Source organism: Paenibacillus sp. FSL H7-0918, from assembly GCF_038007025.1.
Lineage (GTDB): Bacteria > Bacillota > Bacilli > Paenibacillales > Paenibacillaceae > Paenibacillus_AQ > Paenibacillus_AQ odorifer.
The window spans coordinates 1,306,909-1,322,913 of sequence record NZ_JBBOWJ010000001.1; the positions used below are offsets into that span (position 1 = coordinate 1,306,909).

12 protein-coding genes are annotated in these 16,005 nt (G+C 36.5%); 2 read left to right on the plus strand and 10 right to left on the minus strand.

Annotation, left to right across the window (positions count from 1 at the left end):
• Nucleotides 1-177: 177 nt before the first annotated feature.
• Nucleotides 178-696 carry a TetR/AcrR family transcriptional regulator gene (locus MHI15_RS05925; protein WP_076128868.1) on the minus strand — a complete coding sequence of 173 codons (519 nt, stop codon included), beginning with the start codon at nt 694-696 and terminating at the stop codon, nt 178-180.
• Nucleotides 697-895: 199 nt separating this feature from the next.
• Between MHI15_RS05925 and MHI15_RS05930 the strand changes: the two genes are divergently transcribed.
• Nucleotides 896-1,921 (plus strand): ketopantoate reductase family protein, encoded by a 1,026-nt coding sequence (locus tag MHI15_RS05930; RefSeq protein ID WP_076302547.1) that lies wholly within the window; start codon nt 896-898, stop codon nt 1,919-1,921.
• A 198-nt stretch (nt 1,922-2,119) separates the two neighbouring features.
• Here MHI15_RS05930 and MHI15_RS05935 read toward each other — a convergent pair whose 3' ends face one another.
• Together MHI15_RS05935 and MHI15_RS05940 are read right to left on the minus strand one after the other, a co-directional pair.
• A complete protein-coding gene (locus tag MHI15_RS05935) occupies nt 2,120-3,712 on the minus strand; it encodes a sensor domain-containing diguanylate cyclase (protein ID WP_340976656.1) in 1,593 nt (530 codons plus the stop codon).
• Nucleotides 3,713-4,115: 403 nt separating this feature from the next.
• On the minus strand, nt 4,116-5,783 hold the full coding sequence (locus MHI15_RS05940) for an ATP-dependent nuclease (protein WP_340976657.1): 1,668 nt from the start codon (nt 5,781-5,783) through the stop codon (nt 4,116-4,118).
• A gap of 1,170 nt (nt 5,784-6,953) precedes the next feature.
• Here MHI15_RS05940 and MHI15_RS05945 point away from each other — a divergent pair.
• Nucleotides 6,954-7,811, plus strand: coding sequence for a discoidin domain-containing protein (locus MHI15_RS05945; protein ID WP_340976658.1), 858 nt, complete (start codon nt 6,954-6,956; stop codon nt 7,809-7,811).
• Between the two features lie 340 nt (nt 7,812-8,151).
• Here the strand turns inward: MHI15_RS05945 and MHI15_RS05950 are convergent, their stop codons facing one another.
• From MHI15_RS05950 to MHI15_RS05980, 7 genes are all read right to left on the minus strand, one after another.
• The gene (locus tag MHI15_RS05950) at nt 8,152-8,436 is read right to left on the minus strand and encodes a M15 family metallopeptidase (protein ID WP_341164217.1); all 285 of its coding nucleotides are present in this window, start codon (nt 8,434-8,436) and stop codon (nt 8,152-8,154) included.
• Between the two features lie 247 nt (nt 8,437-8,683).
• Nucleotides 8,684-8,854: a hypothetical protein gene (locus tag MHI15_RS05955; RefSeq protein WP_143759088.1), complete on the minus strand. Its 171-nt coding sequence runs from the start codon at nt 8,852-8,854 to the stop codon at nt 8,684-8,686.
• A gap of 804 nt (nt 8,855-9,658) precedes the next feature.
• Nucleotides 9,659-10,543, minus strand: coding sequence for a hypothetical protein (locus tag MHI15_RS05960; RefSeq protein WP_340976665.1), 885 nt, complete (start codon nt 10,541-10,543; stop codon nt 9,659-9,661).
• Between the two features lie 64 nt (nt 10,544-10,607).
• Entirely contained in the window at nt 10,608-10,769 is a 162-nt protein-coding gene (locus tag MHI15_RS05965) for a hypothetical protein (protein ID WP_340976667.1), read from the minus strand.
• Between the two features lie 165 nt (nt 10,770-10,934).
• Nucleotides 10,935-12,068 carry a hypothetical protein gene (locus MHI15_RS05970; protein ID WP_340976669.1) on the minus strand — a complete coding sequence of 378 codons (1,134 nt, stop codon included), beginning with the start codon at nt 12,066-12,068 and terminating at the stop codon, nt 10,935-10,937.
• 1,535 nt (nt 12,069-13,603) lie between these two features.
• A complete protein-coding gene (locus MHI15_RS05975; protein WP_340976670.1) occupies nt 13,604-14,209 on the minus strand; it encodes a site-specific integrase in 606 nt (201 codons plus the stop codon).
• Nucleotides 14,210-14,774: 565 nt separating this feature from the next.
• On the minus strand, nt 14,775-15,812 hold the full coding sequence (locus MHI15_RS05980) for a reverse transcriptase family protein (protein WP_341164218.1): 1,038 nt from the start codon (nt 15,810-15,812) through the stop codon (nt 14,775-14,777).
• Between the last annotated feature and the right edge of the window lie 193 nt (nt 15,813-16,005).

Genomic DNA, 16,005 nt, shown 5'->3' on the forward strand with positions numbered 1-16,005 from the left:
ACGCTCCTATAGATCACATAATTCCCCTCTACGTATACTCATTTTTTGTACAGGATTTATGCTGGTCCGATAATGTAACGATAATATTACAGCTTAAAGTTGTTGATAAATAGTACATTATTGCAGTAATTATTATATAGCTTCCTAAAATGCCACTCTTAGTGTGTATTTTTCAAACTATTTGTTCTGATGACCCAAAGAATAAATTATATTGGCAATGGTTTGCGGACTTTCTCCCCCGTTTGACTCGAGCCACTGATTAATGACACCAATAGATCCATAAACCTTGTAAGTGAAAGAATAGTCCCTTAGAAAGGGTTCGTTCCAATTTTGTTCAAGTAAAACTCGTGTTAAAAATTCACTTTTTCCACTCTCTGAAATTAGAAGCTGATACATGGTTTTCTTATCTTGAATAATGTTTAACAGTTTGACCATGGATTCTTCAGATGTGCAAGGACTGCCTCCTTCTTGTAATGCTTCCACCAATTCTTTATTAAATTCATTCTGCATCACTTCAAATAATTCAAAAGGATCTTTGTAGTGCAAATAAAAGGTGCCACGGTTGATATCAGCGTAGTTACATATTTCAGTGACCGTTATTTGAGGTAACTTTTTAGTTTCTAATAAAACCAGGAAGCTCTCTTTAATGAGATTAATCGTATATTTAGTTCTTCTGTTATTCTTGGTTCCAACCATATGCTCCTCCTGTTCTATCCTTTCAACATAATAGATGTAATCTGTTTACTTCATAACATTTACAAAGGTATTGATTATTGTGATTGTTCAGACGTATAGATTATACTGACAACACGACATTAAATCAACACATGTCCACTTAATGAGGAATTAATAAGCCAAAATCTATTTTTATATAATACAAGGAGATGAACTAACAATGACAATCACTTCAGATAAAACAAACATTCTTATAGTAGGTGCAGGAGCAGTAGGTTTCTCTGTAGGTTACCATCTACACTTATCAGGCACCGATGTTACCTTTCTTGTACGAAAAGGACGAAAAGCAGACTTCGCTCCTCCTCAGAAACTATATTGCTATGACGATGCTACATTGAAAGATTTTAGCAACTTTAATGTCATAGAAGATATAGAAGAAATAGAACCTCAGCAGTATCAATTTATTATTATTACATTGGACGGAAATGTGAGCCGTTCACCAGAAGGCGTAGCTACGTTATCCAAATTGGGAGATGTCGTTCGTAATTCTAAAACTACGGTGATTATGAGTGCGTTTGGAAGCGGGATTCGTGAACATTACATTCAGTACATGAGACTTCCGGAAGACCAGCTGTTAAGAGGAATACTGGGTACGTTAAGTCATCAATCCAAGGCTGATTTGCCTGTGCATGCACCAACAGACCCCAAACTCATTAACCAAGCCATTGTCTGTTACAAACATCCGGCGAACAAGGTCGGTTTCCAGGTCGAGAACAATAATAAATCAGCTGCCAAACAATTTAGCGCACTTTACAATAACTCTGGGGTCTCACGCTGTGGTCAAGTAAGTCCGGCGATGTTCAATATTTACTCTAGTATAGGTTTTCCTGTATACGCTGCTTGTGATATCGTAGGTTGGCCTAAATTCTCAGCCGTTATTGCAAATAAAGATCTTTGGCAGCTCGCTTGCCGTGCTCAGGGTGAAATAGCATCCCTGCCCAAGCATGGTCTAATCGGTAAGATTATGAGTTTTGTGATGGGGCCACGCATGACAGCAAAAATACATCTCAAAATGGAACAAGATATGCTGCCGCTAGATTATCAAGCATTCAATCGTTTCCATCATGGGGGTAAAGTGAAGGCTCAGGATGTAGAATCTATACGGAATTCGATTGTAGAGGGAGAACTTCAAGGCCGGCAGATGAAGGCTTTAAAGGAATTATTGCAACGTGTTGAACATAATTAACATCCGCACAAAAAACAGTATTTCATCAAAGATGAAATACTGTTTCCGCTCCGAACATTCATAATAGCGAATAACATTTTCCTTGTTCAGCTTAGAAGGTTACACTTTCGTCCTTTGCTGCCCGCTGACTTCGTGCCACCCGTGCTGATATGCAGCATTCGGTCAGCCCACATATGGCAGGTCTGCGTAGCCATTGTTTCAAACATCAGCGACCATCGTCTGGTTTCTTCCCCTGCTCTTGGCCAAGTATAACGCCTGATCCGCCTTCTCCAGCAGCCCCTCCCGCTCCAATGTATGAAAAGGATAATGGGCGATTCCTAGAGAGATTGTAACCTGTGTCTCGATTGGCCCCCTGCTTTGTTCCATTGCCCGCCGGACTCTTTCAGCTATGATGAAAGCTTCCTCAGGTCTTGTGTGGGCTAGCAAGATGATGAACTCTTCACCGCCGTAGCGGTAGCAAACATCGTCTGGACGAACCGAGGTAACTATAACTTTGGCTACAAGTTTCAGCACTTCGTCGCCGATGAGATGACCGTAAGTGTCGTTCACGAGTTTGAATTTGTCTACATCCAGTACAATGAGCGAAAACGGTTGTCCTGAGTCAATCCACTGACTCATCGTATACTCTAACGATCTCCGGTTCATTAAACCGGTCAGAGCATCCGTCGTAGCCTCTTGGGTCAGTTGATCCGTCTGCTTCTGAATATCCGTCACGGCAAGCAACACAGCCTTGGTCAGCAGATCTGCCTCTCGGCTCCATTGCGGCTTCGCTTCTGGCAATTCAATCCTTTCCTTGCCCATCCTGCTCACCAGATTTGCCAGGTACACAAAAGGCCGGGCCAGCTTGCGTGCTACGAGAATGACGCCCATCAGGAGGATAATGAACGGAAACAACGAATACCAGAGAATGGTCCGAAGGTGCCCCATCAGTTGATGATGGATGACACTAATCGGCGAAACGACCACAATTCCCCATCCGTTGGCTGGAACGCTGGAGTATCCGGCAAGCATTTCAACGTCACGGGTGTTACGCACTTGCTGTTCCCCACTCTCCCCATTCATGAGTTTCTGCACAACCTTGTTATTGCTGACATCCTCCCCAATGAGCTGCTTATCCGGGTGGTACAACAGATGCCCGCTGGAATCCACAATATAATAATAGGAGCCAGAATCGTCCACGTTATTGTCGCCAAAAATCATAGACAAAATATTGTTCTCCTGCAGATAAAATGTGCCGCTCAAAATACCGCGATATGTACCATTCTTGCTAAAAATCGGCTGACTCATAAAAACGATTAGTCTATTGGTGGTTTGGGTCATGTAGGGGGAGGATATGTAAGGTTTTTTTAACGCCAGAGCTTCCAAACCGACCTTAGAAGTAATATGGTTTCCTACTGACCCCAAACTAGCCGGTACTACATTGCGGATCAGCCCGTCGGCATCGAGCACGGCGATAGAATTGAAGTAATTGCTACTATTGCGCATCAGTTCCAAATTATCATCCACTTGCTTCGGCGTTGAGGTTTCGTCATCGGAGAGTGTGTCAGCACTGTATTCCAAACTGCTGCGCATGGACTGAAATAAGGAATCCATTGTTTTGGTCATTCGGTCAGCGTTGTAGTAATTCAGATGGAGTGTAGTCTCCATCAAGGACTGTTTTTTGGACTCGTAAGAGCCAATCAGAAGGATGCTTGAGGTTAGTAGAACCACCAGCGTAACCAAGCCCGTAAGCAGCGATGTAAGACTGAGCTTTTTACTTTGACCCGGGTCGGCTCTTCTCAGTGTAAGCAAACTTTAACCCTCCTTGGTTCTTGAAAACTAGATTAATCAATAATACAACAAATTAAGATGTTATTCGACAGTAATCAATGGGCTCGGATCTCTCATACCACTGTGCGTACCGTTTGATATACGGCGGTTCATGAAATCTTACATATTAAAAAACTCCCTCCAGAGCTTGTGATTAGACAAGCACTGAAAAGGAGTGTTATTACCCTGAGTCCTGTGTGTTTGAATGTGATTCCCAGATATACAGAACCTTAGCTTTTGATGGAAGCTTTACTCAAGAAAAACAAAAAAAACCTTGATTTCTCAAGGTTTTCACTGTGATGCCGAGGACGGGGGTCGAACCCGTACGGTACTCACGTACAGCAGGATTTTAAGTATCACATAAAAAGCCTATATCACAGAACAATCAGTCTAAATAATCCTCTATCTCTGCTGCCACTTCGTCATTATCAATAAGTGGTAAAAAGAACTCCTCATAAATACTCTCGTGAGTAATTTCAATTATATCTATACCAATCTTATCAGACTTTTCAATGTTAAATATCGTATCGAAAAAGGTATAAATTCGATTTTTAATAGGCAAACCATCTGCCTCATTCATGATTCGAAATATTGTTGCTGTCTTTTTTCTATCTGCTACATCTCCAATTCCAATTGCCTGTTCAAAATTCGCTACAGATGAATAGATTTGGGTTGCATCAGTCTTTAATTTGAATATATTTTTACAATTTGTTAATTGTGCTTTTAATGTTTTCTGTTCATATTTTTTATTATTATCCATATCATGCATGATGATATAAGGTGTTTTGAATTGATTGAGTATTTTCATTAGAGAACAAATTGTTCCTTTTCCTCTTGCTCTGATAACGTGAATAGGAAGTTCACGATCTTTAATGTAATGATTTAGGGCTACGTATTCCGTGTCTCCTTCCACAACAACTATATTCTTGGCAAAGAAAAATTCATTCACATAAGAATCCACATAATTGAGTATCTTCATGTTAGTAATATCGTTATTGTCAAAAACTGAATTTGAGGATTGAAATAACTCAATTGCCTTATTGGTGCCAATACGAAAAACTTGAATTGAAGTATGATTTTCTGATAAGTCAATCAAAACTGGTGAATGAGTTGAAATAATTAATGGCATTTCATTTCCAATCGCATATAACGAACGGCTTAATGCCCTAACCGCTTCAGGATGCAAAAATGCTTCTGGTTCGTCAATCAATAACATCTTATCTTTATTAGTCCCTAGTAACCCTTGTTCAATCATATTTTGAAATATATAGATCAGGCTCATCCTTTGTATCCCTGTACCCTGTGTAGACAAAGGCATTCCCCTATACAACTTATTATCAATAGTGACACTAGAATTTGTTGATTTGACCATATCTGCTATCGAGAAGCCGTTGCTTTCGCCACCTGCTACTGCAAGCTGTAAATCTTTGTTTGAAAATAAACCTTGTAGATTTTTAGAAACTTTTTCACTTACTGCTCTTAGAGCTTGATCTGTATTACTTTTCAATTGTGAAAGTAATTTGGGAATAGCTTTTTTAACTTCTAAATATTCTTGTTTAGATTTCGATTCATCTGAATTATCATTCTCAAGTCTTGTTAATTCGGATGTTAATATCTGAGAATAAATATCGTTCACTTGCTTGTCCACTTCATCGGTTGTCATATAAGGAGTTATGTAATACGGAGAGTTTTCCAGAATTTGATCTAGAATTGTTTTTATTGCATGTCCCCTCTTTATTTCTTTGCCTTCAGTATCATAGTATTTACCATTGTCATTTGCATACTTCTTTATAATCGTCAATTCTTCTCCATCTATTACAAACACAGCTTCTAATTCAATAATTTTATTCTCGTCTTGAGCTGAATAACATTCTATCGGTATTTTAGTTTTGGCGACTGTCGGAAGATAAAATTGGTTGATTGCTTCAAGAAAAGTTGATTTCCCAGTATTATTTTTCCCAGTTAGTATAACAATATCTTTCTCAGAAAATTGAATACAAAACTTCTCACAAAAGACCTTGTAATTCGTCACACTAAATTTCTTTAACCTCATGTTAATACCCCCTGTAAATGAGAACTCCCATGAGATATATTACATCAAATTACAAATTAAGTAATTATATATTATTTCATTTCACAAAACTTTCTCTTATATAATCATCATAATAATGTCTAGTTTTTGAGTAGATATAGAAAATAACATCCATATAAAGAAACTATAAATTGTTGGTGGCATTGAGTAGAGCAAGGTTTTCAGAATCACAAATCATTTATTCATTCTTTTAATTATAAATTCCTAACTATTCTCATGAACTACTCCCACTTCGAACAGTAAAGCAGCTTTTATGTATATAACGCTCTGGAATTGAATCCAATTCACTCATTGCGAATTATAGTATCGTAATGTCAGCTAGAAATTAGTTGTCTCAGTCTCGATACTATAACCTCAGTAAAAATCACCACACAGTTACTCCAGTAAATCAACAAAAATATTTAATTATTCCAAAACCGCTGTAAAAATTCTCATCAAAATGACTATACTTTTCCTCTTCAAAATATAGATCTTTTGCCTGTACAATAAAAGTAGACATGACAGTACCACCGAGAAAAGCAGAGAAGCCCATCCGTCGACTCCCTTACGAGGTATGTTCTTACCTCTCTGGGTATGTACCTCTTAATCTCTAGGCGCTCCATGTGCGTATGTATTACCGCTACAGAAGATAACCCTACCTCCTTGGCAAGTTCACGTTAGTGGGTAGGGATTGATTTCGATCATCCTAATTAATGATCTGAGTACTTCTTTTCTTTATCAGTTAATGGCTTTATACAATGCTCATTTATCACTTGGCTGCCAAGTTAATATGTTTATCGCTTGAAACAGCCTTGGCGCTCCAGTGTTTAGACAAGTTGCAAGATTCTTTTCATCTTTTATGCCCTTCACTTCAATTTGCTTAGTGATTTTGCCAACTTATCTAAGTAAACAATTTCAATGGTTTGACCAATCTACATTTGCATGTTGATAGCCTCCCCAAAATAAGAACTTTCGTTTGCATAACAACCAAACTCGCGTTCGGAAATCAACGGAAATCCAATCACTAAATGTAATTATTATGAATTAATAAATATAACACACTTTTTATTACATATTTAAGAAATTTTGTTTGGACTGTTTTTGTTGCATTATGTATCTTTGATTCCTATAAACATACTAAAGGAGATACATATGAAAAAGAAAATTTACGTACCTATCATTTTTTCCTTACTTCTGCTATTTAGTTTTGTTTCTATTACTAAAGCAAATACCACAACAGTATCAAGTTTAATTCCGGTAATGACATCTAATACTTCTCCTTCTGGAGTGGTAAGTGCAAGTAGCGAATGGGGTATTGACCATCAAGCATTCAACGCATTTAACAATAACAACAACGACTATGGGTGGGCTTCTAAAGAAGGTGTGCCATATGGATGGATAGCTTATGAATTTGAAAGTCCACAAATTGTTAACTCTTACTCTCTAACAGGTCGTGGCAAAAACGAGAATGTAGCAAAAGAATCACCTAAAAATTGGACTTTCGAAGGATGGGATGGGGAAAACTGGGTTGTTCTTGACACTCAAAACAACATTACTGGTTGGACTACATCAGCGGATAAAGTCTTCGCGTTTAATAATGAAAAAGAGTATAAAAAATACAGATTAAATATATCAGAAAATAATGGATACTCTTATTTTGTTACTATTGGCGAAATAAAAATGAACTACACTCCTGCTCCAGAACCAACTACCACACCAACACCAGAACCAACTTTCACGCCAGTACCAACTCCATCTGCTACTCCGGAAGTTCCAACAGGTAACAGAGCAATTTTGACAGTGACTCTAACCACTGGGTTAGAAAAAGAATTTGATCTACCAATGTCAGAAGTTACTACATTCCTAAATTGGTACGACAGTGCTTCGGAATCTGCACGTTATGGAATAGATAAGCACGAGAACAACAAAGGCCCTTTCAGCAAACGTACAGAATATGTTGTACACGATAAGATACTTACATTTGAAGTTAGTGAATACACAATTGAATAAATAAAAACACCTCGCCGACCAATAAAGGTTGGCGGGGTGTTCTTATCACTGCTCAAAATTCAAATCGCACTCGCACGAAATGGGCACGAGCAATCTTAATTGAGTCTGGTGTATATCCCTCTACGATTCCGTCGTAATCCATCTTGGTACCATTAAGATACCATAAATTAAACCAATACTGTCATAAGAAACTCGCCGCTTCCTTGTACTTCTCTATATTAGTCAAATCTTTAGCCATTTCCGTTTCAGTCGGCTTAGTACCCGCACGTAATTGTGAGGTTGTCAGTCCAGAAGTCATTTGAAAATGCTGTGCATCCTTATTAAGGAAAAAAACATCGCCTCAGTTGAAGCCAAAAGATTTTGCCTCTTGAACTACCTCCGTCCAATCAGCCACTTTACCACCGTCACCGTCACGTTTTATATCCCAAGATACTTGTTTCCCATCGGGTAGTAACACTGCAAGGTCGATAGCTAGTCCAAAGTTATAATAACTAGTTCCACCCTTTGCATTGATAACACTAAAGCTGAGTTTAATGCTTCCTAGTGCATTTAGAGCGACTTGCTCAGCAATAGTTCGAAATAGTTGAGTGAAACGGATAGGCATTCCGAGTGTAACAGCGTTCAATTAAAACTGTGATAGCTAAAATAACGGGATGGAAACCAATAAATCTCGTAGATGATTTACTCTTTACTCGATCCAGTGTCAGAGACATTAATCATCGCCTCCCTTTCTGCTGGTAGCGCGTTTAACATTCTTATCCAACTCACTACCTCCCCACTTGAGCACTACATCCAAGACAGGTAATGGAAGTGAATCTCCCCACACTGTCCGAATTAAGTTAGGACTCATGCTTTGTAAAACATGAAATAGGTTACTGATGGACAGTGCTCCAAACCTCAGGCAGTCCAAACACCATGTTCAAAAGATGTCCATCAGCCGGAAGCAGTAACATAAAAAATGTTCGGGAGACTCCATCAATTCCGTATTTACTAGCATGGGTGTTGTCTTTCTTGCCTGCTCTAATACCTGATAACCAATCCATGATAATAAAAGCGCGACCATGATGGTTACGACTTCGTCCGCCTCCCCATATTAATAATCATATGTCGGAATAAGAACTGCACCTACTGTTGACGTAGCGATTTGTGATTTAGTCATTATAATTCGCCCCTTTCTATTGTTTTTCCGAATTAACTAGCACTTCTAAATTTGAATCTTCTTTTGGTTGCAACGCAGCTAATATTTCACCGACTCTAAGATCAACTTGCTGCAATATCTCAAGTTGTGGCCCGGGGTAAAATTCTTATACTGTTATAATCGCTTCAACTTGTCTCGTCAGAAGAAGTGCTAATTCAAGTTTTTTATAAATATCAGCCCTGTTCCTCCTTCCAGACAAAAGTAAAAGCCCCCAAAATATTGGAAAGGATTTCTTATAAATTGAGCTTATCACTAGAAATATTCGTAATCACTGCGGATTTGATGACCACCGTTAACTCCAAGGCATTTAAGGAGGATACAGTGAAATAATGTATAATTATGGTAATGGAATGAAGAGGATTTTATTATGCCAAAGAAAGAGGTCATTAATGGATCTGTCGATAAGGTATCGGATGGAATTACTGATATTGATTTTAGCCATGATAACCCAATGTGGAGAATATACCAGCTATCAATGAGGAAAAAATAAATTATTCTTTAGAAGGTCTTGATGATTATCTTCCTGAAATTACTACAGGTAATAGAGATATTGGTATTTATGAGAAAAAACAGACTGTCCTAATGAGGTTTTCCCCATTGTAACTGATATTATTCGTTGGAAATTAAAGCTTCCTAAACGGTTTTTTTATCAATTTTGTTCATCAAATATACTATCGGTGCTAATTAATTTTGGGGGAGTAACTCTTTCTAAATAATTCCCTTCACTTTTTAATTTCACTTTAAATGTTTGAACATATCTATTTCCGTGAAGATCATTTATCTTAATAATAAATATATGGTCTCCCTCTGGAAAATCCCTATCAAATACGAATCTCAGCACATTCAATTCACTTACTCTCAAATTGAATGAAGGCATGATTGCATAATCACTAAAAGAGTTACTGTTTAATTCAAGAGTAACATCAATCGCAGAAGACATACCTATATTACACAATGTTATTCCTGCCATTTGAATTTTTGAATCATAGAAAGAAATCACATTACCCTCTTGTCTTTGTTCAATCCCACCTTGCTCAAGAATAGCTTTATACTTCTTATCTAGCTTGTTAGAATAAGTTATATTCTCATTTTTAAATAAAATATAACCTGATGGAAATTGTACTGTCTTTTCTTCTGATCCTTGTCCTTCTTTTGATTTATCTTCTTCCTCAAACAACCCCTTGAACATAAAGTAAGCTGGGTTACCCATAGAATTATCCAGAAATAATCTCACATCAATATACGGAATAATGTCCTTCCTTGACTTTTCATATTGAATATTAAGATTATTTTGATTTTGCTCGATATTTTGTTTAAGAGTGTAATACACCGCAAATAGAGTTGCAACGCCGCCTAAACTTCCACCCAAGAAACTCCCCCAGAACGCAAGCCAATCTTTATTTCCCAAGTCATTAGCAGTTGTTGGATAAGGTAAGAACAACACACGATTGATAATGATTGGGATAATAATTGTTGTAATCAAGAAAACGATAATAATTGTAGTGTTTACAGAAATATTTTTTCTTTTCTTCATTTTATATCTCCTTATTTTCATGAGCATTGATTATACCATCCCTGCATTCACGAACCAGAAGAGATTATGTATACGAATAGCTGTGGGAGGTTCGCAATTTATCCCATGTGATATCGGGCAGACCAGGACCGTTAAGTCCCCAGGTGAACGGGGTGTTATAAGCTGTGTTTCTCTTGATCGAGATATCTATAATATCCCATGACTTTTGATTTTCCCGCTTGTACATCCAATATCTCCTGGGCAATTTAGAAATATGGTATATATCGTCTTTCATTACTCGATGGAGTTATGTCTTAGTAATTACTTTCTATAAATATCTACCGAAAAAAAGGAGCTACCCCGGTATGTGAATGCATTGCTAGACGAAATACTGAAACCTAAATTTTAAATTCTAATTTCTAATTAATTTATTGCTTACTTGCAGTTTTCTTGCCTTATCAAAAAAATATTTAGGTTGCCACTTCTTAACAACATGAGGCATCAAGTACTCATTTGCAGCAGACATTAAGACTGCTTCAACTGGTTTTATAAAGGACATAACTTGTAAAAAACCAAATATAACCGTTCTTGTTGGAAGGGACATTCCTTTGTTTGAGTTAATTAATAATTTGGTAAATTCCCTAGAGAATGGTTGCTTAGATTTTATACAGTCCCTTGTAGCACTATCTAACCAAGCTCTTAAAAATTGCCCCTCTTTTTTCCTCAACGTCAAAATATCCTTTAATGTGAGCATTCCTGAAGCTACTAACTCTTTTATATCTGGAAAGTCATATATTTCGCAAAGTTCAAGTAGATTTTCACTTTGCTGTTTATAATGTCCTGTTCTAAAAGACTGTCTTAATTTTTTAACGAAAAAATTTTCAAGCTCACTTTCACATATTATTTCATCAAATTGAGAGAGCAATGCTGATTTATAATTAATATCGGCTAATAAATGGAGTCCATATGTCGCCTCATTAAGTACTCGTTTTGCTACTTCTTTATTTTTAGTATTAGGAATTATATAACATCCACCGTCTTCTATTTCTAACTTATACTCCGGTAAGTTAAATTCCTCTTTCACATAATCAAAGATACTAGTAATGAAATCTACGTTTTTAAAATCTAATTGTATGTTTTCAAGAAGTAATTCATGATCAACATTACAAGCAATTGATTTTTCTTGAATTGAATCAATGATACTCTTGGGAAATACCGGTTTAAAAACTTCATTCATATATTCAAAGTCAATTGGAGGTATGCCATTCTTTTTGTACTCAAGTAGCATAATACTATTCAATGTCTTCTTCGTTTGTTTTGCAACAACGGGTGCAAATAAATCGTAAACAGGAATAATAATGTTTTCGTCAAGTAACGTTTCTAATGTCCTAGGACCAATGTTAGCTGCTAGAACATTAAAGCTACTTCTTGTTGATAGATCTAGGGCAACTTGATCATAAAGGAGTAATGCTTCCCCTAATAGGGGCAACAGTTCACTAGGTTTATTGGGTGTAATATATACTACTTTTTTTTCTCTTGCTAGCATGTATATCCCTCATTATTAATAGATTTTAGTATTTAAGAATTGTTTAACTGATTCACTCCCCTCGATCTAGCCCTGAGAAACTCAAGAGCGAAAGTGATACAACGGAATACGATATTGCATGCTGTAGAGACTTCATCAAGTTAAAACAAAAAACTTTACTTCAAACATTTATAATCTTGTGAATATTTAACCTTATCCTTTACTCTAATCTTGGTTCATTTTCATTGAGGTTTACTACTTCATCGAGTTTTTAAAGTTTTAAGATTTACAGTGTTGCCCACTCTTATCATACCTTCTGTTACTCATATTTGATTATGTAGGCTTTTGTCTAAAACGTTCTATCTGCATAGGATCGATCTTGGTTGATCTATAAGGCTTGATACAAATATACCACTCCCCCTAATAAATGGTAATGAAAAAATAGATCTTTGTACAAGTTTTATCGATTAAGAGTGATCTCACACAGGCTGAGATTAGCTGTTTGGTACTTCCATTCTATTAAAACTTGTATTCATAGGTTGTTAAACGGATGTTCTAAACTAATTCCAATAACTAAGTTTAAAGAGCCTCACTCTTGTGTTATCAGACATAATAACGATACCGAACTCAGATTTTAAGTGTACGTTCCAGTTGATCATTTGCTTAAGTTTTTGTTCTCCTACATTCGTGATGACAGGTAAAGAAGAAAAATTCATACGGTGACATAAGGTGAACCTTGTCTTTTGCAGTGTAAAAGATCATACCATCTGCTGTTTTATAGGTCTTTTCAATTGCATACTCCATACCATTTTCAACTCCATTTCTATTTTCATACTCATTACATATACGTCTAATAGCACTAGACTAAATGCTCTCACTACATTTACAAGTACTACATAAAATCATCAGTGAAGGACAAATAGCTTTTACTTGACTAATACACATCTCACACAAAGCAAAAAGCCATCCCAGTATAGGAATGGCTCTAATAATATAAGTCTCATATAGTCTGACCACAGGCAGTAGCTCGTCCGATAAATTTGGGTGTGCGGTACAAAATAATCAGTCTTGAAATGTTCCAGCAGAAATCTCAGATTGATTAATGTATAATTTCAAACTAGAACCAGAGTCTCATGGCTGATATAGTAAAAAAATAGTCTGTTATACCATTATTAAATGTGCTGATTCAGCTTGCAGTAAACATTCCAGACAGTAGATGACAGTGCTCTTTGTACTGACACATATTTGTCCGAGTCATTTTGTGAGATATATCTATAGTTTCTTAAACCTCTTTGTTTCTAGCATCAATTTATGAAGCGGACTAGCTACGCTATGCTCTTTTTTTTAATCATTATTGGTCAACGCCACATAACGTTTTGTCATGGTCAGATCAATATGTCCCAATGTTTTTTTTACAAAATCAGAGCATTAACACCATTTCGAATATACTCCAAAGCGAACGTGTGCCTCAGATCGTATGGACGTATATGCACTCCCAATTCTTTGCTATAGCGTTCCATTCTGTCTCCCATGTGTGACGGTTCAGCGCTTTGCCCTCAAGTGTGCAGAAGATTGGAGCGGATGGTTGGCATTGAGATTGGCAATGTTCTGGAGACTCTCGTTTTTGCTTTCTCAGATGTAATATAGATTTCTTGAGAATGAGCGTTAAAGTCTGGAATAATCAGTGACAAAGCTTCTTTAGGTCTGATACCTGTGTCTAGGGTTAAAAGAATCAACGCATAGTCTCGTAATCCCACAAAAGTATCCCTGTTAGGAAGGGACAACAGCTTTATCAGTACCTCCTGATCTATATTCACAACTCGTCCTTCGTCTTTACGCTTCTTGAGCGATTTCACAGGATTAGTGTCAATCAACTCCTGTTCAACACACCAATTCAGAAAAGTCCGTAAATAGACTAGACGATTGTTGTAAGTACATGGTTTAATACCTTCTTGTCCAAGATATTCAAACAGATTATTTTTTAGATATTCTACAGTCTCTAATGAGTTGCTGTACCTCTTAAAGAAGAGCTTCACATGTTGCTCATAGTCCTTTTGCGTCTGTTCGCTAACTCCCTGTGCTTTCTTCCAAAATAGAAACTGCTTTAATGCTTCTTTCCAATCCACTGCCTTATTCTTTTTAATTTTTGTAACTCTAACCATAATAAAAACCCCTCTCCAGAACTTGTGATTAGACAAGCACTGAAAAGGAGTATTATCGTCAGGGTTCTGTGTGTTGGATATCAATTTCTAGACACACAGAACCTTTGGCTTTCAACAGAAACATTACTTGATGACAATAAGTTAAAAAACCTTGATTTCTCAAGGTTTTCACTATGATGCCGAGGACGGGGGTCGAACCCGTACGGTACTCACGTACCGCAGGATTTTAAGTCCTGAAATGGTCTTCGTAGACCCTTTTCTTCGCTACGGGAAGATCGAGTATAAAGCCTTTAGCCATGCGGGTTTAAGGCATTTTTTTTGCTCCATACGCTCTATATTCGAGGATTTGGATATGCAGTCATGTTAGCAAAAATGTTAGCAGAATGAAGGGCAGAAGCTTTGCGTCACTGTCAGTGGTGCGATGTGTTTTGTATACAAAAGAAATTGAACCTCTTACTTAGTAGGACAAGGCTCTAAATCTTTAGGTCCGGTCTCTACGTTTGAGTTGCTGCTGCACTCAAAGGCACAAGAGTGTGACCAGAAATGTAAACAACCTCTTAGGCCTCTAAATTTCAAACGCAATTATATCTAATATCTTTTCAATCTCATTAATCTTAAATAATAATTTTCGGTGTACTTTAGTCGTATCTTCTGGCATCACCCCTACGCTATCAAATGGAAGTAATCCCAGTAAAAAAGAACGATATCCTGCTAGGTAATTATGGAGCCAAAGTAAATTAATTTTTTTATTTGAATCCAAATTAAAATGATTTCTTATCTCACATAGCAAATTGTCAATATTCTTTTTCTGAGAGTGTTGGTAGCAGTATATAAGTGAAGAAAGAAGGGCTGTTTTTTTTCTTGATAAACGTATGTCCGTTCCAACCACGAATCCATTTAAAGAAATTTCCTTTTTAGTTTTTAAAACTTTCTTATTATTCAGATAAAATCCACAAGATTTTAAAATTTTTATGATTCCATTTAAAAAGACTTTTTTATGAATATATAATTCATTTGATGAAAAGAGCATGTCATCAACATATCGACTATATTCGATTCCGAATTTTTTGCAATATCTAGAAATCCTAATATCCAAATGCCTGAAAAAAATATTTGACAGAACAGGCGATGTGACAGCACCTTGTGGAAGACTACCATTTAGCGTTACTATTTTCATAATAAAATCCAATAACGATATATCTTCATTAATTTTAATATCATCATCAATAGTATATTTTAATACTTCTCTTAGTTTCTTTTCCTTAATAGATTCAAAAAAATTTTTTATATCTAATCTTAAATAGAAATTATTATTTATATGTGGTTTTAAATAATCATAGTATGATTTTCCTTTAACATAGCCATATGCGTAGTTTGATAGTGGAATGAAATCAAAATAATTATTTTTTAATTGTTTTTGAATTTTAAATAAAACATGTTCATTGTCAATACACTGTAAAATTCTATCAGAATTATCTTTCTTTTTTATGGTTTTTGTGTAATATGCCTCAGGTATTGACTCTAACATTAAAGAGTCTATATGTTCGGCTACACTCCCACGAAGGACTTTCTTTTCAAAATTATTTAAACTTTCAATGCGCACATTTCATTTCTCCTAAGATATAAGTATAAGGGTAAGTACATCCCAGAATCTCGAAATTGATCAGCTAGTAGGCCAATTTGCGTAAAATAGTCGAGCGCGACAATTAGCAAGCCTAAAACCATGGATTTTCCCTAAAACCGCTAATGGAACGTTACAAGAGCTTTTTAGTTTCTTGATACTAGGGATAAAAAAA